We start from the raw sequence: 22391 nt of genomic DNA on the forward strand, positions 1-22391 counted from the left end.
TTTATTTGACCGCACAAAGTTCAGGATGTATCATAGCCGGGTCAAGTACGGAAAAATGATTCAATACGGACAAATTTATCCCTGTAGCCGCCGAAATTGGCAGTTTAAATAATACCAAAACGGAATTGTTATGTATGAAAGGAAATTACCTATACAGGAAGAATGCGGGCTTGAGCTGATACGTGAGGTGGTATTTGGCAAATGGAAGATCCATTTGTTGCATTACATATCGCAGGGAATCAGCAGGCCGGGGCAATTACAAAAAAATATCCCGGAAGCATCCCGCCGGGTGTTGAATATCCAGCTAAATCAATTAGAGGATGACGAACTGGTGGCCAAAACAGTATATAATCAGCAGCCGCCTAAAGTAGAATATTATTTAACAGATTTAGGGAAATCAATAATGCCCATCATTAATGAGCTCGGCCAGTGGGGCGATACTCACAGCGAACACCTGAGGCGGGTGATCAAAAAGCGATTGATATTGCCTGAGGCATAGCAGGTGAGAAGCGGACTCTTATCGTTCATGCCTGCTTTTGAGATTTTGCTATATCGCCGGTTTTAAAGTATAGTTTTTATCTATAGGTTTTATTTTTCCAGTTGTTCATCGATCATGTGTTGCAATTCATCTTTAAATTTGTCATCAAGCTTGATGTTTCGGGCAACAGACTGATGGACCATGTTTTTGATCATCCGATTAATGGCGGTACTTTGTTGCTGAAATATCCTGCAAACGCGGCACCCTGCCAGGTGGATCTTTAATTCCAGTTTTTCGCGCAGGGTGATCTCTCCTATATGCTGCTTCTCGATCAGGTAAGTAGCCTTTTTGCAATTGTAGGCTATTTTGGTTAATTCGTCCATATTCTATAGTTTAAATCCAATTTTTTTGAAGGCACTCTCTCAGGTTTAATTTGGTGCGGTGAATAATTACCCAAAAGTGGGAAGGTGATATTCTAAGGTGGTTGCAGATGGTATCGGCGGGCTCATCATCGAGGTGTTTCATCGTAAAAACCGAGAGCCATAATGAGGGCAATTTTCTCATGCGTCTTTGCAGTATCAACTCAAATTCTTTGCTTTCGAGGTGATCGGGTTGTTCAATACCAAGCTCCGCTGGCCTGTGATCGGTTTTCCAGTTATGGGCATCAGGTTCAAAAAAATCGTCTGTTTCATATTCGGCAAATGTTACTGCAGGTTCCTTAACAAAAGCGGATGCTTTTTTGCGGTAAATATCAATAGTCTTGTTTTTTAGTATGGCGGTAAGCCATGTACGTTCGGTGCTTTTGCCCTCAAATTTTTGCAAGCGCTCGAGAGCGGCCAAAAAAGTTTCCTGTACAAGATCGCGGGCTAATTCTTCGTCGTTAATGCGGGTAAGTGCATACTTGTAAAGATAGTCGGCATGGCGCGTTACCCAGGCACGCGGATCGGTAATGTCATCAAGACTGGTGTAGTTGCTGTTTTGGCTTTGCATAAATCAATGTGGCGGTAATGGTTTGAGTAAAAGTTTATCGTTCATGCTATCTTCCTGTTGTTTTTAATTTGAGCGTTAGTCGGCAAGAAGAAGGTAACCTTACAGGATTTTTTATTTTTTTCTGAAACGGAAACAGCATAACATGGTCAGAATTCAAGTAATTCTTTAATTCCAGATCAACGCAGACCCGATCAATTTCAGACAATAAAATGACAGAAATGCGTTAGTTCCCCTGTAAGGTTTTCTGTTTTTCTACGACTAAAGGGCATGAAAAAGATAAATCTGTTTGTAATACCATTTATATTATTGGCCCTTAACGCGTGCAGTCAAAGCACGCATGCCGATAAAACTGTTGACACTAAAACATATCCGCAGGCTAAGCCGGCCAGCTATTGGAAACAGGTATTAACGCCCGAGGCGTATGAGATATTGGTAAATAGGGGGACGGAACAGCCCTTTCACAATCCTTATTGGAACAATCATGAAAAAGGAACATATGTGAGCGCGGCTACCGGCAAACCGTTATTTAGTTCGGATGCCAAGTTTGAATCGGGTACAGGCTGGCCGAGTTTCTTTAAACCTATAGATCCAAATGCGATCAAAATTGTTAAGGATACATCATATGGGATGGTGCGCGAAGAGGTAGTTGAAGCCAGGACCGGTTTGCACCTCGGCCATGTTTTTAATGATGGGCCTGCACCTACGGGCAAGCGCTATTGCATGGATTCATACGCTTTCAAGTTTGTTCCGGCTAAATAATAAACTATTAAATTAAAAATATCATGTTAACAAAAAAGTTAAATGTATGCCTGCTTGGCCTGCTGATATTGTTTGGCTGTGCCGATGCGCAGACCGGCGGAAACGGTTTTGCAAGCCTGCCTGCCCCAAAGGCGGGCGAAAAGGTTGCCACTTTTGCCGGTGGTTGTTTCTGGAGCCTTTCGGAAGGTTTGTATGAATTGAAGGGTGTTAATAAAGTAGTAGCCGGGTATGCCGGCGGCACAACTAAAAATCCATCGTACGAGGATGTTTGCGGTAAAAATACCGGTCATGCCGAATCAGTACAGGTATACTACAACCCTGCTGAAATAAGCTATGCTGCTTTAGCCGAAGCTTTTTTTTATGCACACGATCCTACCACTGTAGACAGGCAGGGCCCGGATGTGGGCGACGACTACCGCTCAGTAGCTTTTTACCGTACACCGGAAGAAAAGAAAACTTTAGAAAGTGTAATAGCTAAAGTTAACGCTACACATCATTACAGCAGTCCTATCGTTACACAGGTTGTTCCGTTTAAAGTATTATATCCTGCCGAAAACTATCACCAGGGATATTACCGGTTGCATATGAATAGCCCGTATATCAGCCATGTTTCAGTACCTAAGGTAATGAAGTTGCGTAAGGCCATGAATAGCTTGTTGAAACCCGAGTTTCAGCATAAAGATCTCAATTAAGTGTGAATGTTGTATTTGACTGTTCTGTTGTCTCTACACCACGTTATTGCGGGTAACCATCAGGGAAGTCTTTTCATCCGCCGGTTGTTTAAGAATAAAGCATTGGTCTCCAGCAAAAAAAGGCGAAAAGTAACAAAACCTTTCGCCTTTTCCCTTTAACCTTTCCCTATCTATTGATTACAGATCGTTTTTAATTTTTGATTATAATCAGGATTTAGCGGTTCATTGGTTTGAGCCAGGCGCTGCGAACCCACATTGGCCGGACAGGCAATGCCATTAGGCCCGTCGTAAACCAAACCGGGTTTTGTGCTGAGGAGTTCTTTCGGCACGTAGATCTGTACAGTGGTTTTTGAATAGCTATGCGGATAAAACCGGATGTAATATCCATCAGGGTGCAATGACCATATGCCTGACGGTACCGCCGGATCAGGCGCCGGAGCCAAACCGGCTAACATGGCATACTTTTCCATCTCTTCGTAAGATGAATTACCAGAGGCAGCTAATCGGCGGATATTGTTTTCGGCCTCAAAAACACTTTGAACCGCAGGCGGAAATTGGCTTTTGGCTTTATCCATTACACTGGCGGGCAATACACCCAGCGCACCGCCTTCCAGCATTAACAGTTCATTAGCTGATAGCAGCCTGGTCGCGGTAAGCTTAATATCGGATCCCATATCAACAAACCTGGTGCGTGCAATAATCGACCATAATAATATCTGGATGCTATGCTGGTCAACCTCGGGATGAGTTTCAGCATGTTTTAATATCAGTATCACCACATCGCGCTTTGGCCCCAGCACCGGGGCAAGCATATACCCGTCGCCTGTACTGGGGCCACGGGTACCCGCATGCAGACAATAGCTTTTGCTGGTCATTTCATAAAAACCGGCGCAAAGCTTAAAGCCGCCCCCGGGGGCTTTTGGCAAAAGGTATAAAGGCTCGGCTACCTGCCCTTCCATAAACGATGGTGGTTTGGAGCCTGTCTTGTTAACGTCATTAAAACTGGTGGTAATGGCCTGCGGCTGTTTCAGCAATTTATTAAGGCTACCGCCCGATACCATATCGGCTCCTTTACCCAATATGGCTTTCCCAAAACCGCCAAACTGGGCTTGTACAGTAGTGCTGCAAAATAGGCAGATACCCAGACAAATGATAAGATGTTTTTTGAAGTTTTTCAAAGATAATAGGTGTATTGGGGTAGGGAGCAGGAGTTTTTTATGTTTCATATAGATATAGTGTTTAAGTTTCAATTGCAAGAAACAAAAAATACTATAAACTGTTTGTTGAATTTATTCACAATTGTTATACAATAGTTAATATATCTATTGAGGGAAGTAATAAACCCGCTAACTGGCTTTTCATTTCAACGCAAGTTCCATCTGAATATTGGCCCGTTCGTATGGTGAAGGCCTGCCTGCTACCTTAACAAAGCCCAATTTATGATACAGGCTGATGGCCGGCTTTAAAATAGTGTTACTCTCCAGGTAAAGTTTATGGCTGCCAAGCGCTTTGGCCTTTTCAATAATAGCCTGTCCGAGCAAAAAGCCTATATTTTTTCCCTGCGCCTTTGGCGAAACGGCCATTTTAGCAAGCTCATAGTCATAATCAGGATCGTCCATTTTCAGTAAAGCACATACGCCAACGGGTTCGTTATTATAAAGCGCGACCAGGATATGGCCGCCGTTGTTAATAATGTAACTGTCGGCGTTATCAAGGGCCTTATAATCGGCCTCTTCCATCACAAAGTATTTGGAGATCCATTCTTCATTCAATGCTTTAAAAGCCCCGGCATATTTGGGTTCATAAGGCACGATGTGTACTTTGTTGCTCTCCCTTATTTTTTGATGTGCCTGTACCCTGCGCAGCAATGATTTTTGTTCCAGCAGGTATTCCCATTCTTCAATGGCTTTCCATAGGTCATGATTCGCCTGGGCTAAAAGTTCTTCAACGGCATTAGTCACATCTGCATACTGGTCCTGGATTTTTTTTCCAACCTCAAGTCCTTTAGCCGACAGGCTAACCATGTTGCGCCTGCCATCAGCCTTATCCTTTTTCTCAATAACAAAACCGTTCTTCACCATTTCGGCAATGATCTTACTTACAGAAGGATGCGAGTGGCCGATCTCTCTGGCAATAGCTGTAATGGTAAATTCGGCACCATCCTGCAATACATAAAAAACCGGGAACCATTTAGGCTGAAAGTCGATATCATATAACTTGTAAATGCGTGCCGCGTCTTCGCTGATAGTTTCGGTAAGCATCCTCAACCTGCTACCTATGGCCATCTTACCCACTTTATTAAAAAACTCCATATTAATAAGTAACTAATTATGTAACTGATTACGCAAATGTATAATGTTGTTTTAAAAAGTGCAATAATGGGTTACAAAATCAATGTCATCGGCAATTCATAAAACCGGAGCTACTGGCGATTAAAAGAAGTTTTATCTGAACCGTTTCTGAAAGATTGTTTAAATTTTTTTCGAATGTAGAGCCGCATAATTGCGTCTCCCGCTTGCAATTTACGGCGATTGGAGCACTTTTAAATCGACTTGTCCTCCGGGGAGACACAATTATGCGCCTCTACATTTTTTTATTTTTAACAGCTTTCAAGATCCAAAAAGAAATGGAAGGCTTAAAATGCAAAAAGCCAGACTGAGCAGTCTGGCTTTTTCACTTTTTAGTAAGTTTAAATATTATGCTAATGCTTTTCCCATTAACGGATCGCTGAAGCTTGATTTACCTGTTTCAACCCGGCCTGCAAAGCGTTTACCGAATTTATCAAAGCCGTCAACTTTTGTACTGAAATCATACCAGTTATGGCTTTTGCTTAAGTTTAATGTAATGGTTGCGCCTGAGCCTGCCTTTACAGCAACTTTATGATCGGGAGTTTTGTAGCCATGATCTGTTACCGTAATAGTTTGGGCCTTACTTGTATGATTTGTTATTTTCAGGGAGATGTTACCTGTTAACTTACCGGCAACCTGTTCGTATTCGCAAACAACATCAACCAGCGGATCGGCAGTATTACCCTGGTACTCGCGGAAAAAGCCGTTAGGGCCATAGGTACGCAAATGATATTCGCTGTTTTCAAATTCATGCAGCGGCCATACATCTGCCAGGGTATCGCCGGCTTTAACGGTATAGGCCCAGGTACGCAGGTCTTCCATTTTCTGCGGATCATTCATCGTAGCATATTTGCCGGGAGCATATACGTTAAATGGCGAACCTAATGCTTTAGAGCCAAATGCTTTGTTACTCGCAGTAAATTTGATCTCGAATGATTTTTTATCAGCGCTTAATTTACCATCGGCATAAAGCTGGTAAGGCAGGGCTGATGATGGCTTGATGCCTTTTTCCTGTTGGGGCATATATGGGGATGAATGCGGATCTTTATTGATCTGCGCAATTTCATCGGCGGTAAGCAACTTATAATCTGATGGCAGTTTCTTAAACTGGGCTTTGTGAATGCTCTCCAAAAATGTTTCCCTTGCAACAAACTCAGGGTTCTCGATCTTCTCGCCGTTATATGGGCGGAAAACGCTCGAAAGATCACCGCAAACTGTACGGCGCCATTGGCTGATATTAGGCTCGGTTACTTTTTTACCGGTTTTGTGGCTTAAAAAGTTCTCTAAAAATTGCAGGGTTGAAGTATGGTCAAACACTTCTGAATTTACCCAGCCGCCGCGGCTCCATGGTGAAGCAATTACCAACGGCACACGGAAGCCTAAACCGATCGGGCTTTCACGATCAAATACTTCCGGGAAGTTATTGCGCGCTTTTTCCTGTTCTAAAGTAACGAATTCAACGCTTGGGTCGATACCTGCTGATACCTTGCCGGTCCCCGGTTTATGCGGATTAGGCGCGGTGAAAGGAGGGATGTGGTCAAAGTAGCCATCATTTTCATCATAAGCTAAAATGAAAACAGTCTTTTTCCAAACTTCGGGATTTTGGGTAAGGATGTCCAGTACTTCAGATACGTACCATGCACCGTACCAGGCCGAGCTTGGATGGTCAGAAAAATGCTCGGGCGCCGATAGCCAGCTTACGGTAGGTAATTGACCTCCTTTTACATCGGCACGGAACTGGTGTAATACATCTCCTTTAGGTACTAAAACTTCGCGTTCGGTGCCTTCGTCATTATATTTCAGCGGACTTAAAGTACGATAGTGCGGATCATTGGTATTGGTTACGAAACCTTTCTGGTGAAGGTTTTTTTCGCGCTGCGACAGGCTTGCAAATTTCCCCGGATCAAGGTTTGCCATATCCTTTTTGATGTTGTCCAGGTCGCGTTGTTTTTGTTTAAGCTGCTTTTGTAAATGATCTATATGTGCATCGCCGGCAGGCAAAGCAGCAATTTGTTTTTCAAGGGCAGTTATCTCATCAGGCAAAACTGTTGATCTTTTTTGCAGGTGGGCGATATGTTTATCGTACAGTTTAATATTGTACTGACCAAAAAACTCCAGTGGATTATCCTGGAAGTTTGATAACCATGGATCTTCTTCACCCTGTAAGCCGGTATCAATGGCAATTTCATTTTGGTAATGTTTCCATGATATATTATGATCTTCCAATCGCTCGGGGAAGGTAGCCCAGTTCAGGGTACCATAATCCATATCATCGTTCCAAACGTGTGCAAGGGAGTTTTCATGCTGTTCGGCACGGATAGTACCACTCCAGAAATACAACCGGTTTGGGTTTGTACCTGTCAGGGATGAGCAAAAGTTTTGATCGCAAACGGTAAAGGCATCGGCAAGTGCATAGTAAAACGGGATATCCTCGCGGTTGTGGAAACCCATGGTTAAAGGCATGTTAGAATATTCCTTAATGCCGTTGCGTTTAACGTTAAGCCATTGATCAAACTTGCCATCGTTACGTGCATTAACCTGGTTGCTCCATGAATGCGGCAATGAGCTCATCCAGGTTGCTTTGGTATTTTTGATATCAAGGTGGAATGGAGCATAGGTTTCGCCTTTTTTATTTGATTGCAGCCAAACCTTGTTTTTGTTGGGCAGATCGATAGCGCGCGGGTCGTTGTAACCGCGTACCCCTTTAAGCATCCCGTAAGTATGATCGAACGAGCGGTTTTCCTGCATCAGGATCACGATGTGCTCAGCATCCAGGTAGGTGCTGCCCGGTGCCGGGTTAATGGCCATTGCTTTTTGAATAGATTCGGGTAAAATGCTGGCGAGGCCCGCTGCACTGGTTAATAAGGCTGCTTTTTTAAGAAAATCTCTTCTTGAATCAGACATGTGTATTTTTATTTAGTTCATGGCCTATAGATGATAGATCATGGTGTTTTTTAGTTTTTTGGCCTCCGGTATTAGTTCGACGGATCAGAGAATATTTTTGAGCTTTCAATATATAGCAAAGTTTTCAAAATCTATGATCCATGAACCATCAACTATAAACTAATTATCCTTCCGCCTGGCAATCTCCTGCTCGCATAGGCCAAATGACAGGGTCATGCCGTTACCGCCGAGGCCATTGATAAGGGTTACCCCAGGCTCAATGTCGATTATAAGTTCGTACGCGCCGTTGGTCATTTTAGGGTAGATGCCGTGCCATGACTGCAGCATTTTCCAATCTTTAAAATTGGCAAATGTATGTAAGTACTCAATTATCAAATTATTAATAAATTCTTTATCGAAGGGATCATGAACCAAACCATATTCGTGCGAATCGCCGATAGTAAGCTCGCCGCTGCCATTTTGGGATACCATTACGTGGATGCCCCATTTAAGGTGTGTGGCATACTGTTCTTCATAGCGTTTACGCAAAGCAGGCAATGAAGCTGCGGCCTGGAAACCCGGGTAATGGATCATAGACAAGCCACCACATAGCGATGGGCCGATGCGCCATTCATCGGGTTGGGTAACCAGGCGCATCATTTGGAGTTTGCATTTGGTGATCTGTGTTTGCGCGAATAGTTCAGGATATAAAGTTTCAAAATCGGCGCCGCTGCAAACATAGATCTCGTCGGCTTCCCAACTTTGGACGCCCGAACTAACTTTGGGATGTTGGATACGGCTGATAGCTGTATTCCAGTGAAACTCCACGCCAAATTTTTCGGCAAGATATGCTGCTACCTGCCCGATTGCTACCCGCGATTCAACAATCATTTCCTCACCGCTCCACAGGGCGCCTTTTAAGCCATCAGTATTAATGGCAGGTGATTTTGAAACAGCTTCACCAGGAGTTAGCACAGCGCAATCGCGGTATTGCTTGTTTACATCTACATATTCTTCAATCACCTGCAGCTCATCATCATGGTAAGCAAGGTGTAATGATCCAACCTCATTATGCCAGATCTTGGCCTCGGTGCAAACCGTTTTCCAGATGCTTTTTGATAGCATGGCGCGCTCAAACATTGGCCCTGTAGCCTGGCCTATCGGCCATACCATACCAAAGTTACGGATGGAAGCGCCCACCGCGCGTTCATTGCGCTCAAATACCGTTACCTTATAGCCGCGAATGGCCAAAGCGCGGGCCGTAGCCAAGCCTACAATGCCCGCGCCTATGATTATTGCACTTTTATTGTTGTTCATTAGTTCAATAGTTCATTAGTTCACTGGTTTGAATTGTTCAAACCTCAATTGATTTAATTGGCTGGATTGAAAGTTAGCGTTTGTTGCTCATCAGTTTCATCTGCAATTATCTTTTTTTTATCACGGGCAGCGCTTTGCAAAAAGTAAATGAGCGATAAAATACCGCAAATTCCACCAACAATGGCTACCGTCATTGCGCCTTCCCGGAAAAAGGCACCCCAGCTTATTGAGGGGCGACCAAGTTCTTTTACCAGCAAAACACTAACACTGCCAAGGTAGCCCATCGAATCGGCCATGTACATGATAAAGCCCACGTTGCTTTTATAGTGGAACGATGCTATCATCCGCTCAAAAAATATAGCATTGTAGGGAACGTAGCCCATGTATAAGCCAAGGCCTACCAAGGTCATCCATAAGGTTGGGCTTACCATTTTAAGGGTAAACAGGATGGTTGATATACCTACCAGCGCGCAACCGGCAATGATCATTAAATGGATGATACTAAAAGCACGAAGGTTTTTTCGTACAAGGATCAGTAAACTCATGGCGACTAAAACCACCAGCGAAATTTTAATATCGGTAGTAGTAAAGATGCTGTTATCCTTAATGCCCAGGCTGGCCCAGATCTCTACTTCAAAATTGTCGCGCACATCGCGCATAATGGTGAGTAATACATAAACAATGAGCGTGAGGATAATACCCGGCAAGAAACGGATGACGAATTGTTTACGCTCTGCTGCATTCATCGGTGTACGTTCCGAACGCAGACGTTTATCTTCGGCGGTAGGGGCAGGGATAAGCTCCATACAACCTACAAAAAATAAAAGCGGCAACACAAATACCGCCCCTGTTAAAAATGGCATATAGTATTCGTTTACATGGAAACCGGTTATTAAAGTTCGTCCGGTTGTTTTTACAAAACCCGACGCAAAAATGAGACTGATGGATAATACCGAGGCCATGAACTCTGTTGAGCGGCGGCCTTCCAAATAACCAAAAACCAGTCCCCAGATAAGGCCAAGCGGGAAACCGTTGATAAAAAGAAACACGATATTCCATGGGGCCGGTACAAAAGCAAAGGCCAGCAGCGCCGCCCAGGCAATCCCGATAAGGGTTAAAATATAACGGGCGCGGGTTTTGCTGTTAACTTCGGCTATAAATTTTATGCCGTAAAATTTGCTGCTCATATAGCCTATAACCTGAGCTATAACCAGCCAAACTTTATAATCAACATGAAAATACTCATGACCTGTGAAAGTTGCCGCTGCAAATGCCTTACGAAAGGCATACATGGATGTATACGTTCCGAAGGCTGAAACCGCTGCTAAAACTGATATCAGCGCATAAGGCCATCGGGCTACTCTTGCACGTAAACTTTCAATCAGCATCATATACTTATTGGTTTATGATATCAATTACCAGTGCAATATCATCAATAATATGGGTAGGATTATAAGTTTCGAGCTCGGCGCGGGTAAAAATGCCGGTAGTTACGCCTATGGAATATTTGCAGCCCGCGTTTTGACCTTCGCGTACGTCAACCTCGGTGTCGCCTACTTTAGCCACTTCAAGTGCATCTGTTATGCCGGCCTCAAGCATCATTTTTCGGATCATAAAAGGATGCGGGCGACCAAGTTCAACTTCGTCTGATCCAACAACGTAATCTATCAGCCCTTTTTCCTGCCATTGCAGGCGGTTTACAATGGTATCTGCAATATCGCGCGAGAAGCCGGTATTGATACCAACTTTAACGCCCTGCTCATGCAGTTTAGCAAACGTTTCCTCTACGTTTGGCAACGGCTCAATACCCGGCTCAAACTGGTAAAAGTTAATCATTTGCTGCACAAATTCTTTGTGGATAGTGGTTACCAGCTCGTCCGTAATAACTGATTGATCAGTCTCGTGTTCAGTAAGCATTTTGCGGATAGCGAGGGTTTTTTCATACCCCATCAGCGGATCTATTTTTTCCAGTCCAACTTCATAACCGGACTTTTGCATGGCAGCCCTGAAAGCTTTGCTAACTTCATGATCGTCTTTAACCGTGGTGCCGGCTATGTCAAATACCACTAATTTTATACTCATAACAACATTTATAATGTTTAGCAATACTAAACTTATTTTATTAAAATTAAACTAAGTTAGTGTTAAGGTTTGGTTAAGGTGGTAAATGGTCGATTTTGTTCCCATAGTTTGTGTGCGAGTTTTACAAAGAGTTATCGTAAAAATTTGAGCCATACAGACAAGTAAATTGAGCCGTGCAAGAAATTTACCCATGAACAAGATACCTGATCTTTGTTTTAAATTAAATATCAACTATGGAGAACATAACGAAAATAAACTTGGGCAAAAACGGTCCGCTGGTTTCAAAACTGGGCCTGGGTTGTATGCGCATGTCATCAGTTTGGGGCAGCAAGGCCAATGATGAAAATGAAAGTATCGCTACCATACGGGCAGCTTTAGATAGTGGCATTAACTTTTTAAACACCGGCGATTTTTATGGCGCCGGTCATAATGAGTTATTGGTAGGCAAGGCCATTAAAGGCCGCAGGGATGACGCGTTTATCAGCGTAAAATTTGGCGCTATCTTTTATAATGGGCAATGGCTTGGCTTAGACCTTCGCCCTATAGCTATTAAAAACTTCATCAATTATTCGTTAGTGCGATTAGGTATCGATACTATCGACCTGTATCAGCCATGCCGCCTGGATAACAGCGTACCGGTGGAGGATGTGATAGGTACCGTTGCAGATCTGATTAAGGAAGGTAAAGTACGCCACCTTGGTGTTTCTGAAATTACAGCCGATCAGTTACGCAAAGCCAACAGCATACACCCGGTAACCGCGCTGGAAATAGGCTACTCATTAGCTGACAGGCAAATTGAAAACGATCTGCTGCCTACTGCTAAAGAACTGGGCATTGGCGTAGTAGCATTTGCCAATACCGCCGAAGGTTTACTTACGGGCGATATGAAAGCGCCGCTTCCGGCAGATAGCTATCATAATCACTTTTCACGTTTCCAGGGAGAAAACCTGGTGAAGAACCTTGAAAAAGTTGAAGTACTAAAACAAATGGCCGGCGACAAAGGCTACACGCCTACCCAACTTGCCATTGCATGGGTAAACGCTCAGGGCGATAACATTATGCCGCTGGTAAGCATGAGCCGCAGATCGCGCCTGCCGGAAAATATACAGGCCATGCAAATTGAATTTAGTGCTGAGGAAATGAATACACTCAACACCGCTTTTGCCCAGGGGGCAATATTAGGTGGTACATACCTGCAACGATAAATGGACGGGGCTGCATAAGCCCCTCCTGTTTTATATATTTACATAGTGACCAATCCAACCGAAATAATTCCAGGCGTAATCTTTTATTCTTTTTTCTCGGGGATGAGAAAGGAAAAGGTAGGTTTTTTTGAGCATAGCACCCTGGTATTACAGGTTTCAGGGCAATTCAGCATCGAAACCGCAAATCAAAAAATTTCGATGAAGGGCGGCGAAATGATGCTGATCCGTAAAAATCAATTGGGCGAACTCGTCAAAATGCCCGTTGATGGCGGTGACTATCAAACTATCATCATTTGCCTGAAAGAAGATATGCTGCGGCAGCTTGCCCTGGAAGAACAGATAGAGCCGGGACGGAAATACACCGGTCAGCCCAATATCAAAATCCCCGAAAGTGAATTTCTGCGGGGCTTTTTTCAATCTGTGATTCCTTATGTGCACCATCCCAACGAAAAAATAACCAAACAACTGGGCATGCTGAAAGTAAGGGAAGCCGTACACTTATTACTACATACTATGCCCGAGCTTAAAGATTTCCTGTTCGATTTTTCGGAGCCTCATAAAATCGACCTGGAAAAATTTATGCTCAGCAATTTTCATTTTAACGTACCTGTCGAGAAATTCGCGCAACTTACCGGCCGGAGCCTTGCGGGATTTAAACGCGATTTCCAAAAAACTTTTGATACTTCGCCCCGACATTGGCTGCAAACCAGGCGACTTGCGGAGGCGCGCCACCTCATCGAAAACAAAAACCGTAAACCATCTGAAATTTACCTCGATTTAGGATTTGAAAGCCTGGCCCATTTTTCCCATTCGTTTAAAAAAGAATTTGGCAAAGCACCTACCGAGTGGACGCACTAACCGGAGTTTTTTCTGTTGATAAAAGTGTATTATTCTATATCCAATTCACCACTCACTTAATCAACCCAATCAACCATTCACTAAACTACTTCTTCTCTTCAAAAAAGTATACCACCAGCATGCTCGCCGTGGTATCGCCCATGTTTTTTGGAGTGTGGGGGATGCGCCCGTCAAAGAGCATGCTGTCGCCCTGGTTAAGGGTTACGGTATCGTCATTAAACCGGTAAGCAACCTGGCCGGATAGGATATACTTATATTCAAATGCTTCGGTTTCAACAAGCGGACGGGAGGCATCGGGTTCAAGCTCCAATATTACGATATCAACAGTACTTTGACTTATTGATTGTGTAAAGATGCGCTGGTAATGAAAACCATCGGCATGTTCTTTTTCAAAATGATCGTATTCGTGTTTGCGCTTTACCAAAACTGGGAGATGATCGCTTTTTGAACGCATATCTTTAAAAAACTCGTTCAAATCTATCTCCAGTGCTTTAATAATATCTATCAGTACGATAAGCGATGGAATGGTACGGCTGTTTTCAATTTGGGATATCAGGCCTTTGCTTACGTTAGCCCTTATAGCAAGTTCCTGTACGGTTATATTTTTTTCCCGGCGGCGTTCTTTTATCCGGTTACTGATCTGTATCAGTATGTCTTCTTCCATCTATAGCAGGTTATTTGGTGCGCAAAGTAATTAATCAGGCTATTTATCCAAAATGATTTTTTTGTTACGCTTTGAACAGTATAGTGTAAATGTTAACGGATATTTATATAATATTGTTGTATTAGTTAAGTTTCAATAACAATACGTGCGTTTTGAAATTGCCTATCTTTAGCAAGATAAGCGGCCCTGTTGTATTAAAATTTAATGTTAAATATGGGTTCTGATTGATATATTTCATGAATATTTAATAATTACCTAACCTGCATGCTGTTTATTTGCACCTAAAAATTTTAATTGCATGGCACCATCTCAATATAATCCGAAAGCTGTGGTTGATGAAGTGTTTTCTTTATACGAAAAATTTGGCGATGCCGATTATATAGGGGAGCCTGTTTCTCAACTGGAGCATATGTCGCAGGCAGCTTCGCTTGCGGAGGCTGAGGGCTATGACGATGAGGTTGTACTTGCCGCGTTTTTTCATGATATAGGGCATCTTTGTGCTGATGCTGAAGAAGCAGGAAGTATGGATGGCATGGGCAATGTTGACCATGAGCGCCTGGGTGCCGATTACCTGTTAGAGCGTGGGTTTTCTGAACGGGTTGCCAACCTGGTGCAGGGCCATGTAATTGCCAAAAGATATCTTACTTATAAATATCCCGAATACTATAATCGCCTGTCGGATGCCAGTAAAGCCACCCTCGAATTTCAGGGAGGCGTAATGACTGCGGCCGAAGCTGCAGAATTTGAATTAAACCAGGATGCTGAACTTATCATCAGACTGCGCTACTGGGACGACATGGCCAAGGAAATGTATGTACCCGTAAATAACCTTGATCATTTAAAAGCTATTGCCCTGGCGCATCTGCAGGTGGTAAACGAATAATATCATATTAAGTTTTTGTGATTAATATATAATCTGCCTGTTACAAAAATCACCTGCTTAACACAGGGTGAACATCAAGTTAAGTATAGCTTAATACTAAATTGGTTTACTAATAATAAACAAAGTTTAGTATTGCTGCATGAAAAATTTGACTGTTTCACCCTTAAACTTTAGCAGATGAACAAGATTTACCAGAGATTAAAAACCGTAATAACGGTTTTGTTATTTTGCGTAGCTCCATCTATTTTATTCGGACAAACCAAAATAAGCGGTACTGTTACCGATGACAAACACTTGCCCCTGCCGGGCGTAAGCGTAAGAATTAAAGAACAAAATAAAGGCACTGTTACCGATATTGATGGCCGTTACAGTATTACGGCAACTGCCGGTCAAACACTCATTTACTCATTTGTAGGTTACGCGCCGGTTTACGTTGTAGTTGATAACAAAACAACCATAAACATAACTATGATTGGCGATAGCAAGGCTTTAAATGAGGTTGTTGTGACAGCCCTTGGTGTAAAGAAAGAAACCAGGCGTATCGGTTACTCAACCCAATCAGTAAACGGTGCCGATGTTACCATGGCCCGCGACCCTAACCCTATTACAGGTTTAACAGGTAAAGTGGCCGGTTTATCAGTAGGCCCTTCGGCCGAACTTTTGGGTAACCCATCTGTATTGATCAGGGGTAACTCGGTTACATTATATGTTGTTGACGGTTTTCCTATTAATACTGATACCTATAACATCAGCCCTGATGATATCGAGACCTATACAGTGTTAAAAGGCCCGTCTGCAGCCGCACTATATGGTAGCCGTGCACAAAACGGTGCGATTTTAATTACCACTAAGAAAGGCGAGAAAAACAAAAAAGGCTTGACAGTTGATATTAACAGCAGTACGGTAATGAATACGGGCTTCCTTGCTTTCCCTCGTACCCAAAGCTTGTTTGGTCCGGGTGAAAACACTTTTTATACCTTTGTTGATGGTAAAGGTGGTGCACCAGGTGGTGTGGACAGCGATTACGACGTTTGGGGTCCTTACTTTGCAGGTCAGTTAATCCCGCAATATGACAGCCCGGTTGTTAACGGCGTGCGCCAGGGCACTCCATGGGTTGCACGTGGTAAAGACAACCTGAAAAACTTTTTGAAAACCGGTTACCAAACCAACAATAACATATCATTAGGTTCGGTTGGTGATACTTATGTAACCCGTTTTTCAGTTTCACAACAGCACCAGACAAGCTATATCCCTTCTCAATACCTTGATATAGCCAATGCTAACTTTTACGCTCAATTCACTCCTACAAAGCGTTGGAAATTTGAAGCGAACGTTGATTTTAACAGGCAATCAACTGATAACTTTCCAGATGTGCAATACGGCCCTAACAGTATTATCTATAACATTGCTGTATGGACAGGTGCCGACTGGAATATCAACGCACCGGATATCAAAGCCATTTGGCAGCCAGGTAAAGAAGGCGTACAATCGGTATTTGCCGAGTACACCCGTTACCATAACCCTTACCTGTTAACTCAAAAATGGACCCGCGGCCATTACAAAAACGACGTTTACGGTTACTTGTCAGGTAACTTCAAAATCAACGATAACTTAAATGTTACTTTGCGCTCACAAATTGATACGTATAACATCCTTCGTACTGAAGACCTTCCATTTTCGGCCCACCCTTATGGCCGTGAAGGTAATCAGGGCGATTACCGCGAAGACCGTCGTAACCTGTTTGATAACAACACCGAGTTATTTGTTAACTACAACTACACGATCAAAAACTTCGTGAACTTATCAGGTTTAGTTGGTTCAAACCTGCGTAGCTTCAACTACAACTCCAGCTGGACATCAACAGATTATTTGAACGTGCCGGAAGTTTACGCTTTCAGTAACTCAAAAAACGCTGTACAGTCAACCAACTTCTCATCAGCCGAACGTGTGTTAAGCGGTTACTACTCAATTGACGCTACATTTGGTAAATATGCTACCTTATCAAGCACCGGCCGTATTGATAAATCGTCGGCTTTTCAAAACGTAACTACTTATTACTATCCAAGTGTATCGGCAGCTACAGTGATCTCTGATTACGTTAAACTGCCCGAGGTTATCTCATTCTTAAAAGCAAGGGCATCTTACTCAACAGTAAAAGCCGATGCTTCAAGTTCAACAATTGGCCCTGCCCCATTTAACGCTATTTCGGTTTATGGCGGTTCAACAACTACCAGCAATCCAAATTCAAACCCGTTATTCTTAAATCCGCTTGGTTACGGCAGTACTTATAACTCGCCTTATAACGGCCCAAGTTATCAGCTTAACCCGTTCTACTTAACCAGTAAACCCTATAACAGCCAACCGGCAGCTTCTGCATCTGACTTTTTGTATCAGCCAAATATCAAAACTTCAACTCGCGTTAACTACGAAGAAGGTTTCGATATCAAATTCTTACAAAATCGTTTAGGTTTATCGGCTACTACTTTCCAATATATTGACGGTCCGCAAATTTTAGCTAACTCAATTTCAACGGCTACTGGTTACACCACTTTATATCTTAACGCTTTAAAAACCAGGAAAACCGGTTATGAGTTTTCATTAGAAGGCACCCCTATCAAAAATCTTGGCGGTTTTAGCTGGAATGTTTTAGTTAACGTAGCTACCTTTAAAGACGTTTATGAAGAGTTGCCTCCGGGTCAGGACGCTTATAAAACATTCTTCAAAAAAGGCGACCGTACCGATAAACTATATGGTACCGCTTTTGCAAGAACTCCTCAGGGCCAAATCATCAATGATGCTGCCGGTAAACCGTTAGCATTGCCGGTTCCGCAATATTTAGGCAACGAAAATGCCAAATACTCATGGAGCTTCAGTAACAAACTGCGTTACAAAAACTTCAATATGGGTTTCCAGTTTGACGGTTCGGTTGGTGGTGTGATCATCGATTACATGCACAATAAAACCATGCGTGGTGGTGCAAACATTGAAACCGCTACAGGTGCTTTGGGTGACGCCCGTTATAAAGACTGGCAAAACTTTGGTAAAAAGGGTTATAACGGCAGTTATGTAGGCGAAGGCGTAACCGTGTCAAATGGTGCCGCTATTAACTATGACCCGGCCACAGGTAAAATTATTAACTACGGTGCTTTGCAATACGCTCCTAACGGCAAAACAGTATTTGTGCAGGATTATGTAAGTAAATATTACAATGTCGACGAGTCAAACCTGATGAGCAAAACCTTCTCAAAACTTCGTGAAGTAACCCTTGGTTATGATTTCCCTAAAGCATGGCTTGATAAATCATTCATCAAAAAAGCATCGGTATCGGTTTATGGCCGTAACCTGCTATACTTCTACGGAGACAAACGCTTCAAGGATGTGGATTTAGATCAGTATAACTATGCTACTTCTTCAACTGTATTGCAGTCGCCTACAGTACGTAGCTATGGTTTTAACTTAAATGTATCATTCTAATAAAACATACGATGATTATGAAAAAGATATTTAGAATTTTAATACTGCCGGCGTTTGCTTTGCTAACAGTAACCGGATGTAAGAAAAGTTTTGAGGACCTTACCAAAAATAATAATGTGCCAAGCGTTGTGCCGGCATCATTATTATTCAACGGGATCCTTAATAAGATGGCTGATTTGCCACAATCAAGCAATGAGATCTATTCGCAATATTACCTTTATAACTACGATTATTATGGCAATAACCGTTATGATGCCTTTGCCGACGGTGGCGATAACTATTACAACACGTTAAAAAACGTAGTAGTAATGGAGCAGCGTGCTGCAGCAACCGGTGGCGCTGCCGTTAACCCGTATGAAGCTATGGGTAAATTTTTCAGGGCTTACTTCTTCAGCAAAATGAGCCTCGAAGAAGGTGATATTCCAATGACCGATGCGTTGAAAGGCCTGGATAACCTTACTCCCAAATATGATGCGCAGAAAGATGTAATGGTACAATGTTTAGCATGGCTTGAAGCCGCTAATGCCGACTTAACCAAACTGATTGCCGATCCAAATTCGGGCGGTACAGGGGTTGGTGCCGCTTTGTCAAACGATATCTACTTTGGTAATGATCTTACAAAGTGGCAAAAAACTGTAAACAGTTTCCACATCAGGTTATTACTTGCATTAAGTAAAAAAACAGCTGATATTGATGTAAAAGCACAATTTGCCGCTATTGTTGGTAATCCAACTAAATACCCGCTGATGACCAGCAATGACGATAACCTGCAATATAAATTTGTAGCGCCGAGTAACTACTATCCTCAAAACCCGGATAACTTTGGTCAAAACGGATCAAGGCAAAACTCATCGGCAACTTATATCGGTTTGCTTACTAAATTTAAAGATCCAAGGGTTTTTGTAACTGCAGAGCCTTCACGTTATTTGGTTGATACGCTGAAACAAAGCCCAACAAGTTTTGATTCATTTGTAGGTGCCGATCCGGGTCTTGACCTTGGTGTGATGTATAACAATGCAACCTTACAGCGCTACTCGTTCATTAACCGTAAACACTTTTATTCAACTTATATAGGCGAGCCAAGTATCCAGATAGGCTATCCTGAATTGATGTTCAATATTGCCGAAGGTATTAACCGCGGCTGGGCAACAGGCAATGCCGAAACCTATTATATTAATGGTATCCAGGCATCGTACCAGTATTATGGTATCCCAACAGTTGCCGGTTCAAGTATATTTTCGGCATACTTTTACAGACCGGGCGCAACCAAAGGTCCAGCCGATCAGTCGAGCTATGATGTGTTCCCAGTTACTGTTAACTGGACAACCTACTATGCGCAACCTGCTGTAAAATATGCCGACGGTGCAACAGGTCTTACACAAATATTACAGCAAAAATATCTCGCGTTGTTCCGTCACTCAGGCCTTGAGTCATATTTCACTTATCGTCGTACAGGTGTACCTGCATTCACTACCGGGCCGGGGACGGGTAATAGCAGCCGTATCCCTACACGTTTTGAATATCCGCAGTCAGAGCGTACTGTTAACGCTACAAATTACAAAGCGGCATTAACAAGCCAGTTTGGCGGCAGTGATGATATCAATGGCATCATGTGGTTGCTTAAATAACAAACCGTAAATAACACTATATAAAGGCCCCTTAGTTTGGGGCCTTTATTGATTAAACACAACCTATGAAAAAGCTGATCTTAGTGATGCTGTTTTCAGCATCTTTTACCCCCCTCTTTGCGCAAACGCGCAAAACTCAAAATGTAGTTATTGTCACCATCGATGGTTTACGCTGGCAGGAGGTTTTCCGTGGTGCCGATTCGGCCATCATCAATTCAAATGATACGCATGATAAAAATGAGGTGCGTAAAAATTTCTGGGCCGACGCACCCGCTGACCGTCGTAAACTGCTGATGCCCTTCTTTTGGAGTACTTTGGTTGAAAAAGGTCAGCTTTACGGAAACCGCGATCTGGGGAGTAAAGATGAAGTAGCCAACCCCTATCATTTTTCATACCCCGGATATAATGAAATATTTACTGGGTTCCCGGATAAGCGCATGAATACCAACGATGGGATCTATAACCCCAACGTGAACCTGCTTGAATTTCTGAATAAGCAAAAAGGTTTTGAAAACAAGGTAGCCGCATTTGCATCGTGGGAACGTTTTTCGCAGATCTTAAGCCCGAAACGTGCCGGTATTTTAGTTAACGCCGGTTTTATGCCTCTGGATGTTCCTGGTATGAACGACCGCCTGAAATACTTGAATGAACTGCAATTGGAAGCACCGCGTTATATCAGCGATTCAACCCGCATCGACTTCCTGACATTTGAGTTTGCCAAAAATTACATGATGCAATACAAGCCGCGTGCTTTATATGTATCGTTTGATGAACCGGATGATATGGCCCATGCAGGCAATTATAAATTTTACCTTGATCGCATTAAACAGGAAGATGGCTTTATAAAACAACTTTGGGATTATATCCAATCAGAACCGGCATATAAAAACAAAACTACCCTGATCATCACCTGTGACCACGGCAGGGGCGATGAGCCAATGAAGAAATGGCATGACCATGGGTCGGACGTGTTGCATTCAGAGCAAACCTGGTTTGCGGTAATCGGCCCGGATACCCCGGCATCAGGAGAAATGAAACAAGGTGAAACAACTTATCATAAGCAACTGGCCCAAACCATAGCCAATTTATTGGGCTTTGATTTTAAAGCCGCGGCAGGTCATGAGGTGGGGGATGCGATAAATAGTGTTACAGCTAAAAAATAAATAACGATGCGTTTTCAACTATTAACAATTTTGGGTTTACTATGGCTGCTGCCCGGTGATGGATGGCAGGCCAACCCGGCTCCTGTTTCAAGGCACAAGTTTATAGTCGCTGCCCACCGCGGCGATCACGTCATTTATCCGGAGAACACGCTTGAAGCGTATAAGGAGGCAATAAAAAATGAGGCGGATTATGTAGAGATAGACCTGCGTACCACCAAAGATGGCGAGCTGGTAAGCATGCATGATGGCAGCATTAACCGCATGACTGATGGCAAAGGCCAACTGAAGGATTTTACACTTGCGGAATTGCTGCAGTTAAAAGTTAAGAGTAAAGATACTGCAAGTAAACAGGTATTCCGGATCCCAACCTTTAAGCAGATCCTGCAATTGTGTAAAAACCGGATAGGGATCTACCTTGATTTTAAGGCTGCAGACCCCGAACAGGCTTACCAAATGATCAAAGAATATGGCATGGAAAAGCAGGTATTGGTTTATATCAACAGCGCCGCTCAATTTACAGGCTGGCGAAAAGCTTCCCCCAAAATGCCGCTGATGCTGAGCCTGCCCGATAGTGTTAAAAATACTGCCGGCATGAAAAGCTTCATTGATCAGTATCACCCCGATATTCTTGACGGATCTTATAACCAATACACTGCTGATATGGTGGCCTTGGCCGGAGAATACCACATCCCGGTTTGGCCTGATATCCAAAGTGTAGGTGAAGGCCCCGCGGATTGGAACAAAGCCCTTGTAGCAGGTTTAAAAGGTTTACAAACAGACCATCCTGCCGCTTTGGTGAAGTTTTTAAAAGAAAAGGGGTTGAGGTAAATTGTCTGAATCAGAATTTTCAGAATGTCCGGAATGTGATGTGTTTAATTCTGAAAATTCAAGCATTTTGAAAATTCTGATTCAGATAGTTTCTTAACTGTCATTTACCATAACAGAGCAACGTTTGCAAATGAAATAA

General features: G+C 43.0%; 19 protein-coding genes. 10 read left to right on the forward strand and 9 right to left on the reverse strand.

Annotation, left to right across the window (positions count from 1 at the left end; all coding sequences use genetic code 11):
• The first annotated feature begins 130 nt into the window (after window positions 1-130).
• Window positions 131-499, forward strand: coding sequence for a winged helix-turn-helix transcriptional regulator (locus FHW88_RS21730; protein WP_176627897.1), 369 nt, complete (start codon window positions 131-133; stop codon window positions 497-499).
• Between the two features lie 89 nt (window positions 500-588).
• On the opposite strand, the gene FHW88_RS21735 is transcribed toward FHW88_RS21730, so the two are convergent.
• Window positions 589-861 (reverse strand): hypothetical protein, encoded by a 273-nt coding sequence (locus tag FHW88_RS21735; protein WP_176627898.1) that lies wholly within the window; start codon window positions 859-861, stop codon window positions 589-591.
• Between the two features lie 10 nt (window positions 862-871).
• Window positions 872-1468 carry a sigma-70 family RNA polymerase sigma factor gene (locus FHW88_RS21740; protein ID WP_176627899.1) on the reverse strand — a complete coding sequence of 199 codons (597 nt, stop codon included), beginning with the start codon at window positions 1466-1468 and terminating at the stop codon, window positions 872-874.
• A gap of 267 nt (window positions 1469-1735) precedes the next feature.
• Between FHW88_RS21740 and msrB the strand changes: the two genes are divergently transcribed.
• Together msrB and msrA are read left to right on the forward strand one after the other, a co-directional pair.
• Entirely contained in the window at window positions 1736-2227 is a 492-nt protein-coding gene (gene msrB / locus FHW88_RS21745; protein ID WP_176627900.1) for a peptide-methionine (R)-S-oxide reductase MsrB, read from the forward strand.
• Between the two features lie 23 nt (window positions 2228-2250).
• On the forward strand, window positions 2251-2919 hold the full coding sequence (gene msrA / locus FHW88_RS21750) for a peptide-methionine (S)-S-oxide reductase MsrA (protein WP_090529400.1): 669 nt from the start codon (window positions 2251-2253) through the stop codon (window positions 2917-2919).
• Between the two features lie 170 nt (window positions 2920-3089).
• On the opposite strand, the gene FHW88_RS21755 is transcribed toward msrA, so the two are convergent.
• From FHW88_RS21755 to FHW88_RS21780, 6 genes are all read right to left on the reverse strand, one after another.
• A complete protein-coding gene (locus FHW88_RS21755; protein ID WP_176627901.1) occupies window positions 3090-4145 on the reverse strand; it encodes a hypothetical protein in 1056 nt (351 codons plus the stop codon).
• Between the two features lie 132 nt (window positions 4146-4277).
• Window positions 4278-5231 carry a bifunctional helix-turn-helix transcriptional regulator/GNAT family N-acetyltransferase gene (locus FHW88_RS21760; RefSeq protein WP_176627902.1) on the reverse strand — a complete coding sequence of 318 codons (954 nt, stop codon included), beginning with the start codon at window positions 5229-5231 and terminating at the stop codon, window positions 4278-4280.
• Between the two features lie 384 nt (window positions 5232-5615).
• Window positions 5616-8171 (reverse strand): phosphocholine-specific phospholipase C, encoded by a 2556-nt coding sequence (locus tag FHW88_RS21765; protein ID WP_176627903.1) that lies wholly within the window; start codon window positions 8169-8171, stop codon window positions 5616-5618.
• Between the two features lie 159 nt (window positions 8172-8330).
• Window positions 8331-9467, reverse strand: coding sequence for a TIGR03364 family FAD-dependent oxidoreductase (locus FHW88_RS21770; RefSeq protein ID WP_176627904.1), 1137 nt, complete (start codon window positions 9465-9467; stop codon window positions 8331-8333).
• A 53-nt stretch (window positions 9468-9520) separates the two neighbouring features.
• Window positions 9521-10858 carry a DUF5690 family protein gene (locus FHW88_RS21775; RefSeq protein ID WP_176627905.1) on the reverse strand — a complete coding sequence of 446 codons (1338 nt, stop codon included), beginning with the start codon at window positions 10856-10858 and terminating at the stop codon, window positions 9521-9523.
• 4 nt (window positions 10859-10862) lie between these two features.
• The gene (locus tag FHW88_RS21780; RefSeq protein ID WP_090529380.1) at window positions 10863-11549 is read right to left on the reverse strand and encodes an HAD hydrolase-like protein; all 687 of its coding nucleotides are present in this window, start codon (window positions 11547-11549) and stop codon (window positions 10863-10865) included.
• Window positions 11550-11782: 233 nt separating this feature from the next.
• On the opposite strand from FHW88_RS21780, the gene FHW88_RS21785 reads away from it, so the two are divergent.
• Both FHW88_RS21785 and FHW88_RS21790 read left to right on the forward strand, forming a co-directional pair.
• The gene (locus FHW88_RS21785; protein WP_176627906.1) at window positions 11783-12754 is read left to right on the forward strand and encodes an aldo/keto reductase; all 972 of its coding nucleotides are present in this window, start codon (window positions 11783-11785) and stop codon (window positions 12752-12754) included.
• 102 nt (window positions 12755-12856) lie between these two features.
• The gene (locus FHW88_RS21790; RefSeq protein ID WP_218117268.1) at window positions 12857-13612 is read left to right on the forward strand and encodes a helix-turn-helix domain-containing protein; all 756 of its coding nucleotides are present in this window, start codon (window positions 12857-12859) and stop codon (window positions 13610-13612) included.
• 85 nt (window positions 13613-13697) lie between these two features.
• On the opposite strand, the gene FHW88_RS21795 is transcribed toward FHW88_RS21790, so the two are convergent.
• On the reverse strand, window positions 13698-14276 hold the full coding sequence (locus FHW88_RS21795; RefSeq protein WP_090529371.1) for a helix-turn-helix domain-containing protein: 579 nt from the start codon (window positions 14274-14276) through the stop codon (window positions 13698-13700).
• A gap of 298 nt (window positions 14277-14574) precedes the next feature.
• On the opposite strand from FHW88_RS21795, the gene FHW88_RS21800 reads away from it, so the two are divergent.
• From FHW88_RS21800 to FHW88_RS21820, 5 genes are all read left to right on the forward strand, one after another.
• A complete protein-coding gene (locus tag FHW88_RS21800) occupies window positions 14575-15159 on the forward strand; it encodes a phosphonate degradation HD-domain oxygenase (RefSeq protein ID WP_176627908.1) in 585 nt (194 codons plus the stop codon).
• Between the two features lie 177 nt (window positions 15160-15336).
• Window positions 15337-18633: a SusC/RagA family TonB-linked outer membrane protein gene (locus FHW88_RS21805; RefSeq protein ID WP_176627909.1), complete on the forward strand. Its 3297-nt coding sequence runs from the start codon at window positions 15337-15339 to the stop codon at window positions 18631-18633.
• A gap of 17 nt (window positions 18634-18650) precedes the next feature.
• The gene (locus FHW88_RS21810; protein WP_176627910.1) at window positions 18651-20261 is read left to right on the forward strand and encodes a SusD/RagB family nutrient-binding outer membrane lipoprotein; all 1611 of its coding nucleotides are present in this window, start codon (window positions 18651-18653) and stop codon (window positions 20259-20261) included.
• Between the two features lie 65 nt (window positions 20262-20326).
• Window positions 20327-21424: an alkaline phosphatase family protein gene (locus tag FHW88_RS21815; protein WP_176627911.1), complete on the forward strand. Its 1098-nt coding sequence runs from the start codon at window positions 20327-20329 to the stop codon at window positions 21422-21424.
• 6 nt (window positions 21425-21430) lie between these two features.
• Window positions 21431-22252, forward strand: a complete 822-nt coding sequence (locus tag FHW88_RS21820; RefSeq protein ID WP_176627912.1) for a glycerophosphodiester phosphodiesterase family protein — start codon at window positions 21431-21433, stop codon at window positions 22250-22252.
• Window positions 22253-22391: the final 139 nt, after the last annotated feature.

Source organism: Mucilaginibacter sp. SG538B (genome assembly GCF_013376065.1).
In the GTDB taxonomy this organism is placed as follows: domain Bacteria; phylum Bacteroidota; class Bacteroidia; order Sphingobacteriales; family Sphingobacteriaceae; genus Mucilaginibacter; species Mucilaginibacter rubeus.

Bases quoted from the DNA above. Each gene is read 5' to 3' on its own strand.
- FHW88_RS21820 (WP_176627912.1), top strand. From the start codon at position 21,431: ATGCGTTTTCAACTATTAACAATTTTGGGTTTACTATGGCTGCTGCCC.
- FHW88_RS21760 (WP_176627902.1), bottom strand. From the start codon at position 5,231: ATGGAGTTTTTTAATAAAGTGGGTAAGATGGCCATAGGTAGCAGGTTG.
- FHW88_RS21775 (WP_176627905.1), bottom strand. From the start codon at position 10,858: ATGATGCTGATTGAAAGTTTACGTGCAAGAGTAGCCCGATGGCCTTAT.
- FHW88_RS21795 (WP_090529371.1), bottom strand. From the start codon at position 14,276: ATGGAAGAAGACATACTGATACAGATCAGTAACCGGATAAAAGAACGC.
- FHW88_RS21785 (WP_176627906.1), top strand. From the start codon at position 11,783: ATGGAGAACATAACGAAAATAAACTTGGGCAAAAACGGTCCGCTGGTT.
- FHW88_RS21790 (WP_218117268.1), top strand. From the start codon at position 12,857: ATGAGAAAGGAAAAGGTAGGTTTTTTTGAGCATAGCACCCTGGTATTA.
- FHW88_RS21815 (WP_176627911.1), top strand. From the start codon at position 20,327: ATGAAAAAGCTGATCTTAGTGATGCTGTTTTCAGCATCTTTTACCCCC.
- FHW88_RS21810 (WP_176627910.1), top strand. From the start codon at position 18,651: ATGAAAAAGATATTTAGAATTTTAATACTGCCGGCGTTTGCTTTGCTA.
- FHW88_RS21770 (WP_176627904.1), bottom strand. From the start codon at position 9,467: ATGAACAACAATAAAAGTGCAATAATCATAGGCGCGGGCATTGTAGGC.
- FHW88_RS21805 (WP_176627909.1), top strand. From the start codon at position 15,337: ATGAACAAGATTTACCAGAGATTAAAAACCGTAATAACGGTTTTGTTA.
- FHW88_RS21765 (WP_176627903.1), bottom strand. From the start codon at position 8,171: ATGTCTGATTCAAGAAGAGATTTTCTTAAAAAAGCAGCCTTATTAACC.
- FHW88_RS21755 (WP_176627901.1), bottom strand. From the start codon at position 4,145: ATGAAACATAAAAAACTCCTGCTCCCTACCCCAATACACCTATTATCT.
- FHW88_RS21735 (WP_176627898.1), bottom strand. From the start codon at position 861: ATGGACGAATTAACCAAAATAGCCTACAATTGCAAAAAGGCTACTTAC.
- msrA (WP_090529400.1), top strand. From the start codon at position 2,251: ATGTTAACAAAAAAGTTAAATGTATGCCTGCTTGGCCTGCTGATATTG.
- msrB (WP_176627900.1), top strand. From the start codon at position 1,736: ATGAAAAAGATAAATCTGTTTGTAATACCATTTATATTATTGGCCCTT.
- FHW88_RS21780 (WP_090529380.1), bottom strand. From the start codon at position 11,549: ATGAGTATAAAATTAGTGGTATTTGACATAGCCGGCACCACGGTTAAA.
- FHW88_RS21800 (WP_176627908.1), top strand. From the start codon at position 14,575: ATGGCACCATCTCAATATAATCCGAAAGCTGTGGTTGATGAAGTGTTT.
- FHW88_RS21740 (WP_176627899.1), bottom strand. From the start codon at position 1,468: ATGCAAAGCCAAAACAGCAACTACACCAGTCTTGATGACATTACCGAT.
- FHW88_RS21730 (WP_176627897.1), top strand. From the start codon at position 131: ATGTATGAAAGGAAATTACCTATACAGGAAGAATGCGGGCTTGAGCTG.